The following is a 21,936-nucleotide window of genomic DNA, read 5'->3' on the forward strand; positions in this document are numbered from 1 at the left end:
CGTTTGGAGATCATTCCGTGCAAGCGGCCTCGCTTATCGCCGGTGGCTCCCGCGAGGCCGGATCTGCCTTGAACTCGTCGGCACACGACTTGGGTCGCTGCCCACGGCCCGCTTGGAACAAGGCGTGCCGTCCTGCAATAGTGTGCACCATGCCGACCACTGCTTGGGGGGCGCTCTGATGAACCATATGGCCGGCGCCCGGAACCACCTCAAGGAGAGACCCACCGACTTCCGCGTGCAAGCGTCGTGCATCGCGTTGCGCGTCGAACAACCAATCCCCGGATCCCGCCATGATGCCGGTGGGCACGGCAATGTCCCTATAGTTGGCCTTTCCCAACAGGGACGCGACCAGCATCGATGCTGTCTCCAGAGAAACCGCCCGCAGTTGGGAAGGGCGGCTGGCGACATCTTTGGCGAGTGCGGCGAACTCGCTGGCGACGATGGCGGGTTTAAAGATCTTCTCCATTGCCCAATGCCAAGCAAGCCTTACAAGCGGCGGCAGCAAGGTGTGACGAAACGCGGTGCCGATCACAGGCAGTGCAGGGAGTGCGGCCAGTGCAAGATCCAGCCGCGGTGGCGGATAGTAATAGCCGGAGACCAGCACGATGCCGACGACCGATTGAGAATGCCTGCGCGCCAATTCGAGGGCGATCCAAGCTCCCCAGGAATGTCCAAGCACGAGGTATTTCTCTATACCCAGCCCGCAGGCCGCGGCATGTATAAGGTCGGCTTGGTCGCGAGCGGACCAACGCCGGCCGCGCGGTCGTGAGCTTCGCCCAAAACCGGGACGATCAAATGCAAGCACCCGGTAGGTCTTTGCCGCCTCATCGAAGATGCCGCTCGACTTGAAATCCTCCGCCATGGATCCATTGCCATGCAAGAGAAGGAGCGGCATGCCGGTTCCGGCTTCGATAAAATGCAGGCGCACACCATAGATCTCCATCACACGTCCGCACGCCCGGCCGGCAATCGCACGTTTGGCGCGGATGGCGTTGTATGCCGCCAGCGCCGCCAACGAGGCCGCGAGCAACCCGGTCGCGAGTTTCGGTCCATCTCTGTCGAACGCCATGCCCGTGCCTGTTGGAAACTATCTGCCGACCCCAACTCTCGGGGCGAAAGCTTGTTCCGCCAGACAAGACAACGCTGTACAACCGCTCAAGCGGCTAAAGTAGGCCTTCTCCATGGAGTTGGGACCGTTAAGCCTGGGCAGCGCTGCTGCCTCCCATTTTCCAATCACCCTGCCAACGTGCGCGCACGGCAATCATCAGCATGGCCGCTTCCGTCATCCCGGTCTGGAAAAGTCTGACCAGCTCTCTCGCGATGGATTCTGCCGCGGTAGTGTCCGACGAAATCTCAAATTCCTGACACAGCGCGTCGAAGACCGACCGAAGCGTTTTCAGGTCGTCTGGATAGAGAGCGTCCGTATTCGTAAGAATGGGTCGGTCAAGCATCAAACGTCTCCAAACGAGTGAAGTGCGGTTCGGGCACCCAGCCAGCGGGAAAGTGCCCGCTGGTTTCCCCTTTATCCGCCACAGCGCGCCAAGCTGTCATTAACCTATGACCGGTGCGGCGTGTTCGGCTGACCGGCCCGCCAAAGAAACTGCCGTCCTGCGGGGAACTCTTGGCCCCAGACTGCATTTAAGTCCGGGCAAACGGGGGCGAAATGGGGGCCACTTCAAGCAATCCGCGATCTGAACTGCAGCGCTTCGAGCTTTTGGCAGCGCTGGGCGACCGTATTCGCGAGATTACGGATCCCGCAGAACTGGCCTACGCAGCCGCGGAACTGCTGGGGAACCATTTTGGCATCAGCCGAGCCGGATACGGCACGATCGATCTAGAGAAAGAAACGATCACCATTGACAGGGACTGGAACGCGCCAGGCATCAAAAGCCTGGCTGGGACGCTGAATTTCAGGAACTACGGCTCGTATATCGAGGATTTGAAGCGAGGCGAAACCGTTGTCTTTGAAAACGCCGAGACAGATCCGCGAACCAGCAGCCATGCCGAGGCACTCAAAGCCATCAGCGCCCAATCCGTCATCAACATGCCCGTTACCGAGCATGGCGGGCTGGTGGCGCTGTTATACCTGAACCACTCCGCGCCCAGACGCTGGGCGACGGAGGAAGTAGCCCTCATTTCGGCAGTCGCGGACCGGACGCGTACGGCGATAGAACGCCTTCGCGCCGAACTGGCCCTGCGTGAGAACGCCGAACGCCTTGCTTTTCTCGACCGCCTCGGCAGGGAGATAGCCCTCGCGGCCGACGCCGATGCTGTCATGCAGATCACCACTCGGCTCCTCGGCGAACATCTTGGCGTCTCGATTTGCGCCTATGCCGACATGGAGCAGGACCAAGACCATTTCACCATCCGCGGCGATTGGAGCGCACCTGGCTCGCCCAGCATCAGGGGATATTACAGTCTTGCCGATTTTGGTCGCCTGGCTGTCACCAACCTCAGCGCCAACAAGCCGCTTATCATCAACAACAACCTTGAGGAAATTGCTCCCGAGGAAGCGAAGACCTTTCAGGATATCGGGATAACGGCAACCATCTGTATGCCTTTGGTCAAACAAGGCCGACTGACTGCCCTGATGGCCATCCACGACAAGCAGCGCCGCGTCTGGTCGCAACGCGAACTGTCCTTGCTGACCGAGGTGACGGAGCGGTCCTGGGCTCACATCGAGCGCGTTCGCTCGGAACAGGCGGCACGGGCCAGCGAGGAGAGGCTGAGGCTTGCCACCGACGCGGCCGCTATTGGCACCTGGGATTACGATCCCATCAGCGGAGTGCTGCGTTGGGACGACCGGTGCAAAGCCCTTTTTGGTTTGCCGCCGGACGCGGAGGTGACATATGAAAGCGCGTTCCTGGCGGGCCTCCATCCGGAAGATCGCGCACGGGCCGACGAGGCCGTACGCCAGTCGCTTGCGCCGGGCCCCCCCTCCCGCTACGACATCGAATACCGGACGATCGGCCTTCGGGATGGCAAGGAGCGCTGGATTGCCGCAACGGGGGAAGCGCTTTTCCAGTCCGGCCGTGCGATCCGCTTCATCGGCACCGTGGTCGATGTCACCGCGCGAAAGCGGGTGGAGCATCAGCTTCAGTTGATGAACGCCACTGCGGCAGCCGTGGCGGCCGAGCTTGACGTGGAGCGAATTGTCCAGACGGTAACCGATGCCGGCGTGGTGCTGTCGGGCGCACAATTCGGAGCTTTCTTCTACAATGTGATCGACGACAAGGGCGACAGCTATGTGCTCTACGCCCTGTCGGGGGCACCTCGTTCTGCTTTCGAAAACTTTCCGATGCCGCGCAACACCGCGGTGTTCGAGCCCACTTTCCGCGGAACAAGCGTGGTGCGTTCCGATGATATCCTCACGGATCCCCGTTATGGAAAGAACTGGCCCCGCAAGGGAATGCCGGAGGGCCATCTGCCGGTGCGTTCCTATCTCGCCGTGCCGGTCGTCTCGCGTTCGGGCGAGGTCCTGGGCGGCCTCTTCCTTGGTCATTCAGAGACCGGCGTGTTCGCCGAACAGCAAGAAGCGGCCTTGCTGGGGCTTGCCGGCCATGCCGCGACGGCCATCGACAACTCCCGGCTGTTCAAGGCGCTGCAGACACTCAACGGCACGCTCGAACAACGTGTCAAAGATGAAGTTGCGGAACGCGCCAGAGCAGAAGAGCACCTGCGCCAAGCCCAGAAGATGGAAGCTGTCGGACAGCTCACCGGTGGCATCGCGCACGACTTCAACAATATGCTGGCCGTCATCATCGGCGGCCTGAACCTTGTGCAGCGCAAGCTCAGAAACGGCGATACCAACGTCCACCAATTCGTAACCGGCGCGATCGATGGAGCACAACGTGCCGCAGAACTTACCAGGCGACTGCTCGCCTTTTCCCGCCAGCAACCACTGGCGCCGAAGCGGCTGAATCCAAATCGCCTCGTCTCCGGTATGAGCGAATTGCTGAACCGGACGCTTGGCGAGACCATCCAGATCGAGACCGTGCTCGCTGCGGGCCTATGGCATGTCGAGGCCGACGCAGGGCAATTGGAAAGCGCGCTGCTCAACCTTTGCGTCAACGCAAGGGATGCCATGCCTGCTGGCGGCAAGCTGACGATCGAGACATCAAACGCCCACGTCGACGATCGCTATGCCAGGGAGAACGCGATCCCCTCCGGCCAGTATGTGATGATAGCGGTCACCGATACAGGAACGGGCATGACTGCTGATGTTGTCGCAAGAGCCTTCGATCCGTTCTTCACCACCAAGGGGGTCGGCAAAGGCACCGGGCTGGGACTCAGCCAAGTCTATGGGTTTGTTCGCCAGTCCGGCGGCAGTGTGAAGATCTATTCCGAGCAGGGCATCGGAACCACCTTGAAAATATATTTGCCGCGCTCGCACCATGGCGTGCTCGACAGCCAAATCGACGTCGTGGCAGGCGAGCACCCCGGCTGTGCAGACGAGATCATCATGGTTGTCGAGGATGAAGATCGCGTCCGGCTGATGGCCGCGGAAGCGCTGCGGGAACTGGGCTACTCCGTGCTGGAAATGCAAGGTCCACGCGAAGCGCTGGTGGCCGTCGAAAGCGGGCAAGTGCCGTCGCTTCTGTTCACCGACGTGGTGATGCCGGAGATGTCGGGCCGGGAGCTGGTGGATCAGGTCAAGACAATGCACCCGTCGCTAAAAGTGCTCTACACCACCGGCTACACACGAAATGCGATTGTCCACAACGGCACGCTCGATTTCGGAACCGAACTTTTGACCAAGCCCTACACGATCGACGAATTGGCAGAGAAAGTCCGGAAGGTGCTGGATCGAAAGTGAACGGGCAACAGCCCGCGACGCTCGCCGTGTGACCGAACCCGGCGTTTGCCGCGTAAGGTGTGCGGCGAAACGGGCCGAAGGTGTCGACACCGACATCGTATTAATATGGCCCGGCTTCACTTTTCCGAGCCAATATCCCTCCAGATTTTGTCTACCTCTTGCCCATCCGCGGCCTTGCTCATTGCCGTGATGGCGCAGCACGATCGAAATCTCGTTGCCGCCGGTCACCGGTCGGAGAAATAAATGCCGCCTCTGGCTCCCTGCGATGCTCAACACTGAAGTTACCGTAAAAATGCTCGCTGGCCGATGGCCGGATGGAACAATCAACTTGCCGGGATGTTCGGATGGTCTAACCGGAGAGATGTCCATGTTCATGCACAACAAGCGCCTGCAATACACCGTTCGCGTCTCGGAGCCGAATCCTCGCCTGGCCTGCATGATCATGGAACAGTTCGGCGGCGCCGATGGCGAGCTTGCAGCGGCCATGCGCTATTTCACGCAAGGGCTTGGCGAGGACGATCTTGGCCGTCGCGACATGTTGCTCGATATTGCGACCGAAGAACTCAGCCATCTCGAAGTGGTGGGATCAATCGTCACCATGCTCAACAAGGGGCTCAAGGCACAGCTGGCCGAGGGCCAAATGAAGGAAGCCGACCTTTACCTGATGATCGGCGCCAGCGGCACAACAGCCAAGGAATCAATTCTGTTCGGCGGCGCTCCCGCGCTGTGCGACTCAGCCGGCGTTCCCTGGACCGCGGCCTATGTCGACTCGCGCGGTGAACCCACGGTGGATTTGCGGTCGAATATCGCCGCCGAAGCCCGCGCCAAGATCGTTTACGAACGCCTCATCAACATCACCGACGACCCGGGAATCAAGGACGCGCTCGGCTTCCTGATGACCCGCGAGATCGCGCACCAGAAGTCGTTTGAGAAAGCACTCTACGCGATCGAAAACAATTTCCCTTCCGGCAAGCTCCCAGGCGTAGAGAAGTACGCCAGCATGTATGTCAACACCTCTCAAGGCGACGGCGATGTCGCTGGCCCATGGAATTCCGGCGAAGAGTGGGATCGGATCGATGACCTTGAAGAGGTGATGCCCGTCGACGGCGGAGACGGCCTGGCAACTGTCAAGCTGGGGGCCAAAGACATGAAGGTGGTGGCCAGGATGGCCGACCGTACGCTTTCCGATCCGGCTTCCGATCCGACAACAGGTGCTGATCTAGGAGCAGGCCCGGGAGCTGGCCGTACCAAGAACGCCGATTTCGGCGGCGCGGCAAGCATTCAGGAGGCCCCGGCCGTGGCAGAGGCTGCCGTCAAACGCGCACGTAGGCGTTAGCACAGAGCCGACGCGGGCATCTATGTTCCGCGATGCGGCCGGAAGCTAACACCGACGAAGGCAGGGCATCCGACCAGCAACGGACTGGCCGGAGCGCTCGCATCGACATCTGTGCTGAATGTGGGTGAAGCAACCATGGCCACCGCCGCACCACGACCAGATTCGGAGCGTGCGGGCCAGCCGGATAAGGTCCGTCCCGACGGTTGCGAGAACCGGTGCATCGTGACAATCGGAGCATCGGCCGGCGGCGTCGACGCGCTGAAGAGACTTGTCCGCGATCTTTCGCCGGACATCCCGGCGGCTCTCCTCGTCGTACAGCACGTTGGTCCCACGAGTTACCTCGGCGACATTCTCGGTCGCGCTGCCAACATGCCCGTTGCAAATGCCTCCAACGGCATGAAGGTTAAAAACGGGCACATCTTCGTTGCACCGCCGGGAGCTCACCTTCTGTTACACGACGATCATATGCTGCTGCGGCGCGGGCCGCGCGAGAACCTGGCGCGCCCCGCCATCGACCCCCTGTTTCGGTCGGCCGCCTGCAGCTTTGGCGGCAGCGTGATCGGCGTCGTGCTCACAGGCAGCCTCTCCGACGGCACCGCCGGCCTGCACGCAATCAAGATGTGCGGAGGCGTCAGCGTAGTCCAGGACCCCGGCGACGCTGCAGTACCCGACATGCCGCTGAGCGCCTTGCAGAATGTGGAAATCGACCATTGCGTCCCTCTGTCCGAAATGGCTGGCCTGTTGCACAGGCTTGCTTCCGAAATCGCAGGACCGACACCAGAAATCCCGTCCGGCATCCGCCTTGAGGCAGCGATTGCAGCTCAGGAGCACAGCACAATGGAATTGACCGAAGGCCAGCTTGGCGCCCCCTCGACATTTGTCTGCCCCGAATGTCATGGCCCCCTATGGGAGATCGAAGACGGGCCGATTACCCGTTACCGCTGCCACACCGGACATGCGTTCGGAGCGGACGTTTTAATGCAGGCCCAGGCTGACGATGCGGAGCAGGCTCTTTGGAGCCTTTTAAGAGCGCACCAGCAGCGGGCTGAGTTGGCCAAACGTACGGCAAAACGCGAAGCCGCGCGGGAAAGACACAGCCTGGCCAGTCAAATGGCTGCGCGGGCCGCGGAATACGAAGCCGACGCGAAACTTATTGAAGAGATCATCCATCGTCGAACGCCGTGACAAGGCAACAGGGTTTGTCAGGGCGGGTGCGTCTGCGCTGTCCCGATCGCATTTTCCCGGATCAGCCGCGTTGCCTCATTGCTTGGCATGTGGCCACGGGTGTCCAGGTCCCATGCTTTGATTGAACACCTGCACCCAAATCCAACTGCATGAATTTTATGCAAAGCAGGAACATAGAAGCAGTACGCGAGTTAGGCACTGACGCACTGGACGTATCCTCGCATTCTGCGGTCTGCCGGGGTGGTCCTTGTTATGTAAACGAATGCCAGGACAATGTATCGCTCGCAGCTTTTCGTACCTCTTTTTGGCCTGCTGTTGCTGATGGGTGGCCTGTTCCACGGGCACGATGCCATGGCGCAGGAGCCCTGTCCGGCCGATCACGACAAGCTGCTTGCAGCCCTCAAAGCCAACGTGAAGGCAAGCGGCGGACCAGCCAATGGCGGCTTTGAAACCAACGAATGGGCAGCCATCGTTGCCCGTGACGGCACTGTCTGCGCGATTGCGTTCAGCGGCCCCACCCCCGACTCGCAATGGCCGGGAAGTCGGCTCATAGCCGCGGAGAAAGCCAACACGGCCAACGGTCTCAGCCTGGCTCAGATGGCCCTCTCGACGGCCAATCTCTATGCGGGGGTGCAGCCCGGGGGACCGCTATTTGGCCTGCAGGAGACCAATCCTGTCAACCAGGCCGCGGCCTATACGGGCGATCCCAAAACGTTCGGAAGCGGCGGCGACCCGCTCGTCGGCAAGCCGATCGGAGGCGTCGTGGTGTTTGGCGGCGGGCTTGCCCTCTACGACGGCAAGAGCATTGTCGGCGGCCTCGGCGTTTCAGGCGATTCCTCATGCGCCGATCACAATGTCGCCTGGCGTATCCGCGCGGCGCTCGGCTTCGACAAGGTCCCGGCAGGCGTCAATCCAAATCGCAAGGATGCCATTGTCTACGATCTGGACCCCGGCGGCAAAAGCGCTTCGGGCTGGGGCCATCCGCTTTGTGCCGGAACGGAGGCCGACATCGCGGCCGAACTCGGCGCCGGCGTGGGAGGCTCGATCAATAAATGAAAGCTATGCCGCAGTTGGCATTGACGCGCGTTGACGTAGAACGACATACCCGCAAATTGGCAGCCGGGAATTCGTTTGGCGCTATCCTTCTGGTGACGCTGCTCGCCTGCCTGCCGCTTTTGGGCGCTGCGTCCGAGCCCCCTAAAACACCAGCGATCGTACCGCCAGCCGCAGCTTCGCCACCCGATGACGGCCAATGGACGATGCCGGCCAAGAACTACGCGTCGACGCGCTTCAGCGAACTCTCCGAGATCAATGAAGGCAACGTCAAGAACCTGCAGGTCGCGTTCACGTTCTCGACAGGCGTGAACAAGGGCCAGGAAGCAGCGCCGCTGGTCGTCGGCAACACCATGTATATCGTGACGCCCTTTCCCAACTTCGTCTATGCGCTCGATCTCTCCAAGCCCGGCGCCCCGATGAAGTGGAAGTACGAACCCAATCCCGAGCCGGCGGCACAGGGGGTGGCCTGCTGCGACGTCGTCAACCGAGGGGTGGCATTCGCCGACGGGCGCATCTTTTTCAATACGCTGGACGGCCACACGATTGCCCTTGATGCGAACACGGGCAAGCCGATCTGGAACACTCATGTCGGCAACATCAACATCGGCGAGACCATCACCATGGCGCCGCTTGTGGTGAAGGGCAAAGTGCTGGTCGGCAATTCCGGCGGCGAGATGGGCGTTCGCGGCTGGGTAAAGGCGCTCGACGCCGGCGACGGTCATGTCGTCTGGATCGCCTATAGCACCGGGCCGGACAAGGACGTGCTGATCGGATCGGACTTCAAGCCGCACTACGACATGGACAAAGGCAAGGATCTTGGCGTCACGACGTGGCCGCCGGAAGCCTGGAAGATCGGCGGCGGCAACATGTGGGGCTGGATTTCCTATGATCCCGATCTGAACCTGATCTTCCACGGCACCGGCAATCCCGGACCATGGAATCCGGATTTGCGGCCGGGCGACAACAAGTGGACGTCTGGCATTTTCGCGCGCGATCCCGACACCGGCGCGGCGAAATGGTTCTATCAGTGGAGCCCGCACGACCTCCACGATTATGACGGCATCAACGAGCAGATCCTGCTCGACATGACTTGGCAGGGCAAGCCGCGCAAGGTGCTGATCCGGCCGGAGCGCAACGGCTATCTCTACATCCTCGACCGGACAACCGGCGAGGTGCTGTCGGCAAAACCGTTTGGTCCGGTCAACTCCAGCAAAGGTGTGGATCTGAAAACCGGTCGGCTGATCGTAAACCCGGACAAGAAGACCGGCACCGGCAAGGTCGTTCGCGATATCTGTCCGACGGCGTCGGGCCTCAAGGACTGGCAGCCTTCCGCGTTCTCGCCGAAGACCGGCCTGCTCTACATCCCGCACAACAATCTGTGCATGGATGAAGAAGGCGTCGAGGTGAACTACATCGCCGGCACGCCCTATGTGGGCATGAACGTCCGCATGATACCAGGGCCTGGCGGTAATCGCGGCGCCTTCACCGCCTGGGACATCGCCGCGGAGAAACCCGCCTGGAGCCTCAAGGAGAATTTCCCGGTGTGGAGCGGCGCGGTAGTGACCGCCGGCGACGTTGTGTTCTATGGCACGATGGAAGGCTGGTTCAAGGCGGTTAGCGCCAAGACCGGAGACCTGCTTTGGCAGTTCAAGACCTCGTCCGGGATCATCGGCCAGCCCATCACCTATCGCGGTCCCGACGGGCACCAATATGTCGCCATCCTCTCAGGCGTCGGTGGCTGGGCCGGCGCCATTGTATCGGGCGATCTTGACCCGCGTGACGCCACCGCCGCGCTCGGTTTCGTCAATGCCATGAAGGATCTGAAGAACGCGACAACCTCGGGAGGCACGCTTTATGTGTTCCGGCTGCCTTGATGGATTGTACTTGACCGTAGGTCCGGCGCGAAAGGCGTGTCAACGGCTGGTGATCGGCATGGCCGCCATCGCCTTCGTGTTCTTGACGGCCACAGCCGACGCACGTGAGTTGAGGGTCTGCGCCGATCCGAACAACATGCCGTTCTCCAACGCGGCCGGTCAGGGCTTCGAGAACAGGATCGCCGAAATCGTTGCGTCCGATCTCGGCGCGAAGCTGACCTATACCTGGTGGGCGCAGCGCCGCGGCTTCATCCGAAACACGCTGAAGGCCGGTCTATGCGATCTCGTGCCGGGCACGCCGAGCAACCTCGAAATGCTGCGCACCACCACGCCCTACTACCGATCGTCTTATGTCTTCGTCACCCGCAGGGACGGCCCCGACGTAGCATCGTTCAATGATCCGCGGCTGCGCGACATGCGGATCGGTGTTCAGCTCATCGGCGACGATGGCGCCAATTCGCCTCCGGTCCAGGCGCTTGGCCGCCGCGGTATCGTCGGGCACCTCGTTGGCTATCCGGTCTATGGCGATTATTCCGCCCCCAACCCGCCGGCGCGCATCGTCGAAGCGGTGGCGAGTGGCGAGATCGACCTTGCCGTGGTCTGGGGCCCCCTCGCCGGCTACTTCGCCGCCAGGCAGAAGGTGCCGCTCCGCATCACGCCGGTTGCGCCCCGCATCGACGGACCGCAACTGCCGATGATCTACGACATCTCGATGGGCGTCCGCCGCGAAGACGATGCGCTGCGCGGCGATGTCAATGGCGCCCTGTCCAGGCACAAGGACGAGATAGATGCCTTGCTGTCACAGTATGGCGTGCCCCGCCTCGATCCCTCGGGGAGCCCGGTGCGATGAGAGCCGCGGTGGCCATGCTCCTGTTTCCAGTCCTGGCGCTCGCTGCCTGCCAGCGCGAGGAACGTGACACGCGCCCGCAATCGGCGCTCGGATCGGGCGAGCAGCCGACGCCTGTGACCACGCTGGAGCCCGGCGGACAGCGGCCCCCCGCCAGCGACAACAAGGCGGCGAGCTTCGAGGCCAACGCCTTCCACATGAGCGAAGGGAAACGGCTTTTCGGCTGGTTCAACTGTTCGGGATGCCACGCCAATGGCGGCGGCGGCATGGGGCCGGCCCTGATGGACCAGAAGTGGCTCTATGGCAGCTCGATCGAAAGCATCCATGCCACGATCCGCGACGGTCGGCCAAACGGCATGCCGAGCTTCCGCGACAAGATTCCCGACGACCAGATCTGGGAGCTCGCGGCTTTCGTGCGCTCGCTGAGCGGCAACGCGCCGTCTTCCGCCGCACCGCAACGCAATGACGACATGATGGCGCATCCTTCGGAAAACCGCATGCCCGACGCGGCCACGCTGGGGAAGTCGCCGTGAAACGTCTCGTCTCGATGGCGTTCGCCACCGCCGGGGCTCTGTTGCTCCAGGGCTGCGCGGGCTGGCAATCCGCCCTCGACCCGAAAGGTCCCGCGGCGAGCGAACTGGCATGGCTGATCTGGTTCTTCACCGCGCTCTGCGCCGTGGTGTGGGTGCTGGTGATGATCGCCCTCGTCGTGCCCTTGATGATGCGGTCGCGCGCGCAGGCGGAGCCGCTCGCGATCGAGGCCGGCGCCGACGACCGGAAGCTGCGCGCGGTGATGACCGCCGTCGGATTGACCGCCATTGTCCTGATCGGACTGACCTTGCTGAGCTTCTTCGCCAACAGGACGCTCGCCGCGATCGGCTCGGATGCCGCAATGACCATTCGGGTCACCGGCCATCAATGGTGGTGGGAGGTGCGCTATGAGGATGCCACGCCAAGCCGCATCCTGACCACGGCGAACGAGATTCATATCCCCGCCGGGGAACCGGTGCGGCTTCTTCTGACCTCGACCGACGTCATCCATTCCTTCTGGATTCCGAGCCTTTCGGGCAAGCTCGACCTCATTCCCGGCCACATGAACGTGCTCGACCTCAAGGCCGACAAGCCTGGTGTTTACCGAGGTCAATGCGCCGAGTTCTGCGGGGCGCAGCACGCAAACATGGGCACCTTCATCATCGCCGAGCCGCGTGCGAAGTTCGACGCCTGGTGGAACGACCAGTTGCAGCCGGCCGCTACTCCGACGGGGGACGAAGCCAAGGCCGGCCAGGATCTGTTTCTGAAGCGCCCTTGCGTGATGTGTCACAGAATAGGCGGCACGCCTGCCGGAGGAACGGTCGCCCCTGACCTCACCCATATAGCCAGCCGGCAGACGCTTGCCGCCGGGACATTGACAATGAGCCGCGGCAATCTCGCCGCCTGGATAGCCGACCCACAGGGCATCAAGCCTGGATCCCACATGCCGGTGGTGGAGCTCAGCGGCGACGAACTCAACGCCATGGTCGCCTACCTCGAGGCGCTTAAATGAGCAGCGCGGACCTCACAAGCGAACGCGACCTGCCGCCGGTGCGTGAAACCTCTACCGCGGGCGACGTCGCACCCGAGCATGACGGACCGCGCGACACCGGCATGGACGATGCCAGCCTGGATCGCTGGCTGGCGCGGACATGGCGCACGCCCCCCGGCATCATCGGCGCGCTGTCGAGCGTCGACCACAAGGTCGTCGCACGGCGCTATCTGATCACCGCCTTCGTGTTTCTGTGCCTGGGCGGGCTCAACGCTGTCGCCATGCGCATCCAGCTCTCAGGGCCGCAGCGCGGTCTGATCGGCCCGGACCTCTACAACCAGCTGTTCACGATGCATGGTGTGACCATGATGTTCCTGTTCGCCGTGCCCATCGTGCAGGCGACAGGCATCTATCTCGTCCCGCTGATGGTCGGCAGCCGCAACATCGCCTTTCCCCGCCTGAATGCGTTCAGCTACTGGATCTATGTTTCGGGCGGCATATTCGCCTGGGTGTCTTTCGCGCTCAACATGGCGCCCGACGTCGGCTGGTTTGCTTATGTGCCGCTGTCAGGCCCCGAATTCGCGCCGGGCAAGCGGGCCGACGTCTGGGCCCAGATGATCACTTATACAGAAGTATCCTCCCTGGCCGTCGCGGTGGCAACCATCGTCACCGTGTTCAAGCAGCGAGCCCCCGGCATGTCGCTGGACAGGATTCCGCTCTACGTCTGGGCAATGCTGGTTACCTCCTTCGTCGTCGTCTTCGCCATGCCCGCGGTGATGATCACCTCGACCTTCCTGATCCTCGACCGGCTGGTCGGCACACATATCTTCAACCCGGCCGAGGGCGGCGACGCACTGCTCTTCCAGCATCTGTTCTGGTTCTTTGGCCATCCCGAGGTCTACATCATCTTCCTGCCGGCGACGGGCATGGTCTCCGCGATCATCCCGGTCTTCGCCCGGCGTCCCGTGTTCGGGCATCTCGGGCTGGTCTTGTCGCTGATCGCCGTCGGTTTCCTTTCGTTCGGCCTCTGGGTCCATCACATGTTCGCGACGGGGCTACCCAAGCTCGGCGCCAGCTTCTTCACCGCGTCGAGCATGCTGATCGCCATCCCCAATGGCATCCAGATCTTCTGCTGGCTGGCGACCTTGTGGGACGGCAGGCCGGTGATGCGCACGCCGCTGCTGTTCGTGTTCGGCTTCTTTTTCATCTTCGTCATCGGCGGCCTCACCGGCGTCATGCTCGCTTCGGTGCCGCTGGACCTCCAGGTGCACGACACCTATTTCGTCGTCGCCCATTTCCATTACGTGCTGATCGGCGGTTCGGTCTTCCCGCTGCTGGGCGCGGCCTATTTCTGGTTCCCCAAGATCAGCGGCCGCATGATGAGCGAGCGTCTCGGGCGCTGGCATTTCTGGCTGGCTTTCATCGGCTTCAACGCGGCTTTTTTCCCAATGCATCTCGTCGGGCTCTGGGGCATGCCACGCAGGGTCTACACCTATCCGGCCGAGCTTGGCTGGGGCAACATCAACCTGTTCATCAGCGCCGGCGCGGTGCTCTTTTTCCTCAGCTTCGTACTGTTCACGTTCAATCTTGTACACGGCGCGTTGAAGGGCGCACTGGCCGGAAACAATCCCTGGGATGCCGGTACGCTCGAATGGGCGACGTCTTCGCCGCCGCCAAGCTATAATTTCGCGCGGATACCGATTGTCACACATGTCGAGCCGCTCTGGGCCGAACGCGAGGCGCTGCCTGTGGCGACCGGTCTCCGCGTCGATGTCCGTGAGCTGTTGATCTCAACCGTGGCGGAAGCCCATCCCGACATTCGCGAGAAATCGGCGACACCGTCGATCTGGCCGCTGCTGGCGGCAATCGCCGTCGGCGGTACGTTTGTCTATTCGATCTTCACGCCCTGGGCGATCGTCTGGGGCGCCGCGCCGATCGCCATCACCTTGATCGGCTGGTTCTGGCCCAAGGACGACCCGGAGGATGAGGGATGAGTGAGCGTCCCAGCTTGGATCTTTCGGACCTCCCAACCTTTGGACATGGTCCGCGCAGCCCGACCTGGTGGGGAACGCTCGGCTTCATGGCGCTGGAAGGCATGGGCTTTGCGTTGGCCGCCGGCGCTTATCTCTATCTCGCCACTTTGTGGCCCAACTGGCGTCTAAGCGCCCCGCACCCCAACCATTGGCCCGGAACGATCGTCACCATCCTGTTCATCATCAGCGTGGTGCCGAACCACATGCTCCACGGCCATGCCAAGCAATGCGCGATCGTGCCGGTGCGGATCGGGCTGGTGGTGATGTCGCTGCTCGGTCTGGCCCCGCTTGTCGTGCGCTGGTTCGAATTCCCGGCGCTGAACATCTACTGGGACACGAACGCCTATGGTTCGATGCTCTGGGTGCTGCTCGGGCTGCATACCACACACCTGATCACCGATGTCGGCGACACCATCGTTTTGACGGTGCTGATGTTCACACGCCATGGCTATAGCGGCCGGCGCTTCGGCGATGTCGGCGACAATGTCTTCTATTGGGATTTCGTGGTGCTGACCTGGATCCCGATCTATCTGCTCATCTACTGGATGCCGAGGCTAGGCTGATGCGTGCGTTGAAAATGGGAACGTCCTGGGGTGGTCTTCTGTCGGGGCCGATGGCTTGGGCAATCTCGACGCAGCTGAACTACGCACTCGTACCATGGCAGTGCAACCGCCAGGTGCCGGTGGTGCTTCCCGTGGCACTGGTGCTCGCCGTGCTTTCGCTGCTCGGCGGTGCCTTGTCATGGCGGGCGAAGCGGCAGGGCGGCGCCGCCTTCAAGCCTGAGCGCACGCGCAGCACCGAGCAGTTCGTCGCCGATCTCGGCATGCTTGCGGCATTGCTGTTTGCCCTCGTCATCATCATGCAAGGCAGCGCGGCTCTCATTCTCGACGAGTGCCTGCGATGAGCTTCGACGCGATCTTCTCGACCTCGATCTGCTACGGCGCCGGCGCGCCCGAGGCCGGATGGACGCTCGCATTTCCCATCACGTTTCCGCTGGCCGCGATTGCCTTCCTTTATGCCATCGGAGCGACTCGGTTGTGGCGCCGCAGCAGCCGAGGCCGTCCCGAGCGGATGCGGCAGGCGTTGTTGTTCGCCGCCGGTTGGGGCGTGCTGACGGCAGCACTGGTCAGCCCCATCCATGCGCTCGGCGAGCGAGTGTTTGCCGCCCATATGATCGAGCATGAACTGCTGATGGCGGTGGCGGCGCCTCTCCTTGTCGCCGCGTGCCCAGGCGCAGTCCTGCTCTGGTCCTTGCCGGCCTCACTTCGCCGCGGAACGGGCAAGCTCACGCGCGCAAAGACGCTGCAATCGGTTTGGGCCCTGGTGATCCGCCCCCTCAACGCGACGATCATTCACGGCGTCGCCATCTGGATCTGGCACATTCCGGCGTTGTTCCAGTCAGCGCTCCAGCAGGGCTTTCTTCATTATGCCCAGCATGCGAGCTTCCTCGGCACAGCCTTGCTGTTCTGGTGGGCGCTCCTACCGCGCCCCGGTCGACAGCAGACCTATGGCAACTCCGTCATGCATCTTTTCTTCACCTCGCTCCATACCGGCCTGCTCGGTGTCCTGCTGCTGATCTCGCCCAAACTCTGGTATCCGGAGAATGGCGCCGGCGCGGCATTGTGGGGAATGACCGCGATCGAGGACCAGCAGCTCGCCGGATTGGTAATGTGGGTTCCGGCAGGCTTGATCTATGGCGGCGCCGCCTTGCTGCTCGCCGGCCTCTGGATAAGCAGCAGCGCAACCAGGGAGGCAACACATGCGCTCCGACCTGGGTAGGCTGATCGGGGGCGCCCTTGCCGCAATCCTGCTGCTGGCTGCGGCTGTCGCAGCGGCGACTTTGTGGTCCGACAGGCGCGAGCGCGTCCGGCACGAGTCGGATGCGGCGACCGGCGGCGTAGGCGCCCGCGCCATTCCAATCATGACGGCGAATGGCTGCTCCGGCTGCCATACGATACCCGGCGTGCCGGGTGCGCAAGGCCAGGTCGGACCCCGCCTGGACGGTGGCCTTGCCGACAGGGTCTTTATCGGTGGCCTGCTGGCAAACAATCCGGAGAACATGATCCGCTGGATACGCTCGGCGAGGGAAGTCAATCCGCACACGGCCATGCCGTCGACGAGGATCACCGAGCAACAGGCGCGGGACATCGCCGCTTATCTCTATGCTTTGAGGTAAATCAGCCCTCGCCGCCGCGCCGGGACCACAAGCCGCGGCCGGGATCGTAGCCGATGACCGCCGCGAGGAAGAAGGCGATGAGGCAGCCAAGGACCACAATCGCCGCGACAGGATCGAACCGCAGATAGAGCGCGAAGCGTATCAGCTCGACCGCCGAGCTGAACGGGTTCCAGGCGGCGATTGTTGCCAGCACCGGTCCCGCCTCGGCAAGCCGCCACAGCGGATAGAGCGCCGTCGAGGCAAAGAACACCGGAAAGATGACGAAATTCATGACACCGGCAAAGTTCTCCATCTGTGTCGAAACCGAGGAGACAAGCAGGCCGAACGCGCCAAGCATCAGGCCCGCCAGCACGAGCGCCGGAAATACCGCGACGTAGCCGAGAACGGGCGGCCGCACATCCCAGAAACGCGCGATCAACAGAAACAAATAGACCAGCGGCACGCCGACGATCACGCTGGCCAGCAGGCGCGCCGCAAGCAGGTACCAGCGCGGCAATGGTGCGGTCAGCAACAGGCGCATGCTGCCCATCTCGCGATCGTAGACCATGGCCAGCGAACTCGCCATGGCATGGAAGAGCAGCATCATGGCCGCTAGCCCGGGCACCACATACACGTCATAGAGAACATAGGTCTGGTAGGGTGGCGTGATCGACAGACCGAGAACGGAGCGGAAGCCAGCGGCAAAGATTGCCAGCCAGACCAGCGGCCGTACCATCGCCGAGAGCAGCCGGCCGCGTTGCCGCAACGTGCGCAGCATCTCCCTGCGCAGGATGCCGTTGAGCGCGCGCACCGCGTGAGACGTTTTCATTCGGACTCCGTCAGCGACGCGAAGGCCTCGCCCGTGCTCGCTACACCGAGATCGGTAGCCAGGCGATCGGCGCGGCCGGCCCACCGCATTGTGCCTCGATGCAGCACCACCACATCGTCATCCGCCGTTAGTTCTTCCAGAAAATGTGTTGCCCACAGGACGGCAATGCCGCGCTCGCGGCAAAGCTCCCGCACGTGCCGCTCGAGCGCGCGGCGGCCCGGCACGTCGAGCCCGGTGGTCGGCTCATCCAGCAGCAAAAGGCGTGGGCTATGCATCAGAGCGCGTGCTATCTCGACACGGCGACGCTGCCCCCCGGAAAGCGCTCGGGCAGGATCGTCGATCCTGTCCAGCACGTCCAGCCGGCCGAGTTCGTGGATGGAGCGCTCCTTGCTCAAGGCCTGGCTAAGCCCATGCAAGGCCGCGTGGTAACGCAGGTTCTCGCCGGCCGTCAGATCGAGATCGAGGGTCGGCAACTGGAAGACGACCCCCATCTGCGCCAACGCGGCGGACGGGTTGACATCCATCGCCTGGTCGAAGACATGCACCGAGCCGGAGCGGGCGTGATAAAGACCGGTGATCAGCGAGAACAACGTCGTCTTGCCGGCGCCATTGCGGCCTAGCAAGATGCACATCCTGCCTTGGGCCACAGAGAAAGAAACGCCGTCGAGAACCTGCCGGTTTCCGAAACTATGGCCCAGATTCTCGACCGACAAGGCGTTCATGGCCCGATCACGACGCCCCACGGCCCCCGCCCTACCGGCAGCGATTTCACCACCTCCTGGTTTTCCAGATCGATAAACGAAATATCGCCGGAATTCCCGTTTGCGCTGACCAGGCGCTTCTCGTCGCCGGAGAGCGCAACGTGCCAGGGTCGTTGACCAACAAGGTAGAGCCGACGGACCGCCAGCGTTTTCACATCGACTTCCGCAATCCTGTTGGCGGGGCCGAGCGCCACATAGACGGTCGTGCCATCGCGAGACGTCGCCATGCCGACCGCCTGCACACCCTCGCGTCGTATACCCGGCACCTCGAACTCGACTTTGCCGGTCTGCGCGCGCGTTGCCGTGTCGAAGACGGTGACAGTGCCCCGGATCTCCGAGGACACCCAGAATTGCTTCCCGTCCGGCGAGAATAAAGCCGCGCGCGGCCTGGTATCGACCAGCAGATTGTCGACGAGTTCAAGCGTGCCTGCGTCGATCAGATGCACCATGCTGGTGGTCTCCGAAGTGCAGGCGACATAGCGGCCGTCGGCGCTGGCCGCCATTCCTTCCGGTTCGACGCCGACATCCACGGTGCCGATGACCTTGGCCGCGGCGATGTCCACCACCGACACCAGATTGTCATTCTCGTTGGCGACGAACAGCCGCTTGCCATCGGGATGGACTGCGAAGAATTCCGGATCGGCTCCCGAAGGCAATTCCCCGACGACCCGCCGCTTCGCGACGTCGACCACGTCGATGCGGTTGTCGTCGCCTTCCGCGACGAACAGCATCTTGTTGTCGATCGACAGCGCCAGCCCGCGCGGACGGCGGCCGACATCAATCGTCGCCAGCAAAGTCATTGTCACGCCGTCGACGACCGCGACGGTATTGTCCTGCTCATTGGAAACGTAGATGGTCTCGGCGGCGGCGGGAGCAGCAAGAGCGAACGCCGCCAACAACAGCGTCATCAGAACTTGCATGTGCTCTCCTCCAGGTCGATGCCCAGCGTGTCGAGCGGCGTGCGCTGATGCAGGAAGCCCGGTTGCGGTGAGCTGGAAATCAAGAGGCGAGGCCCGGCGATCAAAATGGGCTGGCGCATCTGTCCGTCCCAAGGACGGAAACTAAGCCCCTGCCCCTTGAAGCCAGCGAGAAGAAACGCGTCGCCGCGTATATATCTGCCGATTGCCGCGGGATCGAGACTGTGCAGGCGCGTCGCCGCTTCGCCGATACTGCGCACAGCGAGCCAGGCCGCGTAGTCGCTGGGCAACATCCAGCGCCCTGCCTGCCTGTGGAAACGGTCCTGCAGTTGCGTGGCGCCCCATTCCTCGCTGACAGCGCTCCAGCCTGTGGTGACCAGCCCTTGCGTGCCGGCGACGATTCTCGGCAGCGCAGTGCGGCCCTCCAGATAGGCGCCGAATTCATCCGCCTCGTCGGCGACCACGAGCACATCATAGTCGCTGACCTGCGTGACCGCGGGTATTTCGGTCTGCAGCGTGACATGCCCTGTATCGGCACGTCCGTTGGCGGGCCTGAATGTCCACGGCTGGTCGATCGTGATCTCGGCTCCGAAGCGAGCCGCCGCCCGTCGAAAGGCCGCCGCCATCGCCTGATCCTGCGAATGCGGCCCCACAAGCAGGAACCAACGCTGCCAGCGCTTCCAGGCGAGATACTGCGCCAGCCCGTCGGCGAGCATGGCGCGGCTCGGGATCGTGTGCAGCACGTTCCGACGGCAGTCCTGTTGGCGAAGCACGTCGTCCGGCGCCCGGCTGTTGAGCAACGTCATCTGCTCGGCACCGGGCGCGGCACTGGCCTGTAGAAGCTGACTGGCGTCGAGATCGGCGACGACAAAGGCGATGCCGGCATCGGCGAATTGTCTTACCGCGTCGTCCGGCGTTTCGGTTGGTTTCAATATTCTTTCCTCCAGCCGAAATTTCTGCCCAAGAAACCGGCCGGTGCTTTCGTCGTCGGCAATGCCGAGCCGTGCGCCTTGCAGGCCGTCGTCGGTGACGGTTTCATCAAGGGGTCCAAGGGGCAGAGCCGGTTTGCGCTCCTGGCCGATATACCCGATCACCATCGTCTGTTGCTCGGTGGCGCCAGGGCCGGTGATCAGCAAAAGAAAGAGAAGGCCCAGCATCAGTCTCATTGTGTCGCCCCCAGCCCAAAGCGCGACGATCCCGCTTCATCGCCACGTGAGATTGCGACATCGCGCACGATGCGCGCAGGCGATCCCTCCAGAACAATAACCCGATCCCCCAGCGACGAGGCATAGGCGAGATCATGCGTAACCAGCAGCGTGGTAGTCCGCCGACTGGCGAAACAATCCTGCAGCAGGCGGCGCATGGCTTGCGCGGTCGCCTCGTCGAGTGAAGCGAATGGCTCGTCGAGGAGCAGGAGCGCAGGCTCCACGGCGAGCGCCCGGGCAAGCGCTACGCGCCGCGCCATGCCGCCCGAGAGTCGCTGCGGATAGCTCTTCTCATTGCCTTTCAGGCCGACAGCGGCAAGCCACCGGGCCGCATCGGGCGCGCGATCCGGGATGGCCAGCTCTACATTGCGCAAGGCGGTGAGCCAGGGCAGCAGCCTCGGTGTCTGGAACAGCATGCCTATCGGAAGCGGTCGTCCGCTCACGCTGCCGCGAAATTCGCGGTCGGCGCCCGAAACGATCGACAGCAGCGTCGACTTGCCGACACCGGAAGGGCCGGTCAGGACGCAGACCTGTCCGTCGGCTATATCAAGCGACAGCGCGCGAAAGATCGTCCGGCGCTGGCCGTCGTCACCGGGGAAAGTCTTGTCCTCGATCCTGATCCTCAGCATCAGCGTCGCCAGGCGAACAGACGACTTTCCAACGGCACAAGCAGTCCATACTCTATGGCAAGCATCACAACGCCGAAGCTGATCGCATAGGCAAGGATGTGGGTGACGTCGAAGTTCTGAAAATAGACCTGTAGCTGAAACCCGACGCCGTTGGAGCGGCCGAGCAGTTCGGCGAGCAACACGATCTTCCACGTCAATGCCAGCCCGCTGCGCAGGGTGACGAGAAAGAACGGCGCCAATTGCGGCAGCACGACATGCCGCAGCTTTGCAGCACGCCCGAAGCGATAGAGCTCAGCCATTTCGGCAAAGTCCTTGTCCAGCCGGCTGGCGCCTTCACGAATAGTCACCACGACATTGGGGATCTTGTTGAGCGCGACCGCAAGGACAAGCGCAGTCTCGGCAAGACCAAGCCAGATATAAATTAGAATGACCGTGATCAGCGCCGGCATGTTGAGGAGTAACACGATCCAAGGCCTCATCCATATGTCGGCTCTGTGCGAGCGGCCTGCCGCGTAGCCAAGGGCCGCGCCGATGACGATTGCCGACCCGAGGCTTGCCACGACGCGCGCAAGCGAGATGCCCAAATGGTATGGCAGCTCGCCCCGAACCACTTCGTGCAGGAGAACCGAAACAACCTGGACCGGACCAGGAAACAGGCGATCGGCGGCGATCGATGATGCAATCTGCCAGACGAGCACCATGGTCAGCAATGCCGCAGCCGATTGCCAACGCTGCATTGTGATGGGGAACGCTGGGACATCGGTCATTGGC

Annotated in this window: 21 protein-coding genes; 13 read left to right on the top strand and 8 right to left on the bottom strand. The window is 62.6% G+C overall.

Translation table 11 applies throughout. The features are described 5' to 3' along the window. Nucleotides 1-10: 10 nt before the first annotated feature. Complete coding sequence (locus NKH38_RS07375) at nucleotides 11-1,069, bottom strand: alpha/beta fold hydrolase (RefSeq protein WP_352761774.1); 1,059 nt, start codon at nucleotides 1,067-1,069, stop codon at nucleotides 11-13. Nucleotides 1,070-1,196: 127 nt separating this feature from the next. After that, the gene (locus tag NKH38_RS07380) at nucleotides 1,197-1,451 is read right to left on the bottom strand and encodes a hypothetical protein (protein ID WP_023668018.1); all 255 of its coding nucleotides are present in this window, start codon (nucleotides 1,449-1,451) and stop codon (nucleotides 1,197-1,199) included. A gap of 212 nt (nucleotides 1,452-1,663) precedes the next feature. Between NKH38_RS07380 and NKH38_RS07385 the strand changes: the two genes are divergently transcribed. From NKH38_RS07385 to NKH38_RS07445, 13 genes are all read left to right on the top strand, one after another. Then, entirely contained in the window at nucleotides 1,664-4,816 is a 3,153-nt protein-coding gene (locus NKH38_RS07385) for a GAF domain-containing protein (protein ID WP_352758032.1), read from the top strand. A gap of 367 nt (nucleotides 4,817-5,183) precedes the next feature. Continuing rightward, nucleotides 5,184-6,152, top strand: coding sequence for a manganese catalase family protein (locus tag NKH38_RS07390; protein WP_023681124.1), 969 nt, complete (start codon nucleotides 5,184-5,186; stop codon nucleotides 6,150-6,152). Between the two features lie 135 nt (nucleotides 6,153-6,287). Further along, nucleotides 6,288-7,337: a chemotaxis protein CheB gene (locus NKH38_RS07395; RefSeq protein WP_023729514.1), complete on the top strand. Its 1,050-nt coding sequence runs from the start codon at nucleotides 6,288-6,290 to the stop codon at nucleotides 7,335-7,337. Between the two features lie 273 nt (nucleotides 7,338-7,610). Then, nucleotides 7,611-8,393, top strand: coding sequence for a heme-binding protein (locus tag NKH38_RS07400; RefSeq protein ID WP_352761770.1), 783 nt, complete (start codon nucleotides 7,611-7,613; stop codon nucleotides 8,391-8,393). After that, entirely contained in the window at nucleotides 8,390-10,267 is a 1,878-nt protein-coding gene (locus NKH38_RS07405; protein WP_023681121.1) for a methanol/ethanol family PQQ-dependent dehydrogenase, read from the top strand. The genes NKH38_RS07400 and NKH38_RS07405 overlap by 4 nt, the downstream gene beginning before the upstream one ends. Nucleotides 10,268-10,325: 58 nt before the next feature. Next, nucleotides 10,326-11,117: a substrate-binding domain-containing protein gene (locus tag NKH38_RS07410; RefSeq protein WP_352761768.1), complete on the top strand. Its 792-nt coding sequence runs from the start codon at nucleotides 10,326-10,328 to the stop codon at nucleotides 11,115-11,117. After that, nucleotides 11,114-11,647: a c-type cytochrome gene (locus NKH38_RS07415; RefSeq protein WP_023681119.1), complete on the top strand. Its 534-nt coding sequence runs from the start codon at nucleotides 11,114-11,116 to the stop codon at nucleotides 11,645-11,647. The genes NKH38_RS07410 and NKH38_RS07415 overlap by 4 nt, the downstream gene beginning before the upstream one ends. Then, nucleotides 11,644-12,657 carry a cytochrome c oxidase subunit II gene (coxB, locus tag NKH38_RS07420; protein WP_023696353.1) on the top strand — a complete coding sequence of 338 codons (1,014 nt, stop codon included), beginning with the start codon at nucleotides 11,644-11,646 and terminating at the stop codon, nucleotides 12,655-12,657. The genes NKH38_RS07415 and coxB overlap by 4 nt, the downstream gene beginning before the upstream one ends. Further along, nucleotides 12,654-14,630, top strand: coding sequence for a cytochrome c oxidase subunit I (ctaD, locus tag NKH38_RS07425; protein ID WP_352761765.1), 1,977 nt, complete (start codon nucleotides 12,654-12,656; stop codon nucleotides 14,628-14,630). The genes coxB and ctaD overlap by 4 nt, the downstream gene beginning before the upstream one ends. Next, the gene (locus NKH38_RS07430; RefSeq protein ID WP_352761763.1) at nucleotides 14,627-15,232 is read left to right on the top strand and encodes a cytochrome c oxidase subunit 3; all 606 of its coding nucleotides are present in this window, start codon (nucleotides 14,627-14,629) and stop codon (nucleotides 15,230-15,232) included. Before ctaD ends, NKH38_RS07430 begins: the two co-directional genes overlap by 4 nt. Further along, a complete protein-coding gene (locus NKH38_RS07435) occupies nucleotides 15,232-15,573 on the top strand; it encodes a hypothetical protein (protein WP_023681115.1) in 342 nt (113 codons plus the stop codon). The genes NKH38_RS07430 and NKH38_RS07435 overlap by 1 nt, the downstream gene beginning before the upstream one ends. Further along, on the top strand, nucleotides 15,570-16,448 hold the full coding sequence (locus NKH38_RS07440; RefSeq protein ID WP_352761761.1) for a cytochrome c oxidase assembly protein: 879 nt from the start codon (nucleotides 15,570-15,572) through the stop codon (nucleotides 16,446-16,448). Before NKH38_RS07435 ends, NKH38_RS07440 begins: the two co-directional genes overlap by 4 nt. Continuing rightward, the gene (locus NKH38_RS07445) at nucleotides 16,429-16,845 is read left to right on the top strand and encodes a c-type cytochrome (RefSeq protein ID WP_023681113.1); all 417 of its coding nucleotides are present in this window, start codon (nucleotides 16,429-16,431) and stop codon (nucleotides 16,843-16,845) included. Before NKH38_RS07440 ends, NKH38_RS07445 begins: the two co-directional genes overlap by 20 nt. Nucleotide 16,846: 1 nt before the next feature. On the opposite strand, the gene NKH38_RS07450 is transcribed toward NKH38_RS07445, so the two are convergent. The 6 genes from NKH38_RS07450 to NKH38_RS07475 are packed head-to-tail and all read right to left on the bottom strand — an operon-like array spanning nucleotide 16,847 to nucleotide 21,932. Next, nucleotides 16,847-17,653 (bottom strand): lanthanide ABC transporter permease protein PedC, encoded by an 807-nt coding sequence (locus NKH38_RS07450; RefSeq protein WP_023681112.1) that lies wholly within the window; start codon nucleotides 17,651-17,653, stop codon nucleotides 16,847-16,849. Then, nucleotides 17,650-18,375: a lanthanide ABC transporter ATP-binding protein PedB/LutE gene (locus NKH38_RS07455; protein WP_352761758.1), complete on the bottom strand. Its 726-nt coding sequence runs from the start codon at nucleotides 18,373-18,375 to the stop codon at nucleotides 17,650-17,652. The genes NKH38_RS07450 and NKH38_RS07455 overlap by 4 nt, the downstream gene beginning before the upstream one ends. Further along, nucleotides 18,372-19,334, bottom strand: a complete 963-nt coding sequence (locus tag NKH38_RS07460) for a PQQ-dependent catabolism-associated beta-propeller protein (RefSeq protein WP_023729523.1) — start codon at nucleotides 19,332-19,334, stop codon at nucleotides 18,372-18,374. The genes NKH38_RS07455 and NKH38_RS07460 overlap by 4 nt, the downstream gene beginning before the upstream one ends. Further along, nucleotides 19,322-20,497, bottom strand: a complete 1,176-nt coding sequence (locus NKH38_RS07465; RefSeq protein ID WP_023815904.1) for a lanthanide ABC transporter ABC transporter substrate-binding protein PedA1 — start codon at nucleotides 20,495-20,497, stop codon at nucleotides 19,322-19,324. The genes NKH38_RS07460 and NKH38_RS07465 overlap by 13 nt, the downstream gene beginning before the upstream one ends. Next, entirely contained in the window at nucleotides 20,494-21,165 is a 672-nt protein-coding gene (locus tag NKH38_RS07470) for an ABC transporter ATP-binding protein (RefSeq protein ID WP_352761755.1), read from the bottom strand. Before NKH38_RS07470 ends, NKH38_RS07465 begins: the two co-directional genes overlap by 4 nt. After that, nucleotides 21,165-21,932 (bottom strand): ABC transporter permease, encoded by a 768-nt coding sequence (locus NKH38_RS07475; RefSeq protein ID WP_352761753.1) that lies wholly within the window; start codon nucleotides 21,930-21,932, stop codon nucleotides 21,165-21,167. The genes NKH38_RS07470 and NKH38_RS07475 overlap by 1 nt, the downstream gene beginning before the upstream one ends. Nucleotides 21,933-21,936 lie beyond the last annotated feature (4 nt).

The organism is Mesorhizobium sp. M1078 (genome assembly GCF_040318615.1).
Taxonomy (GTDB): domain Bacteria; phylum Pseudomonadota; class Alphaproteobacteria; order Rhizobiales; family Rhizobiaceae; genus Mesorhizobium.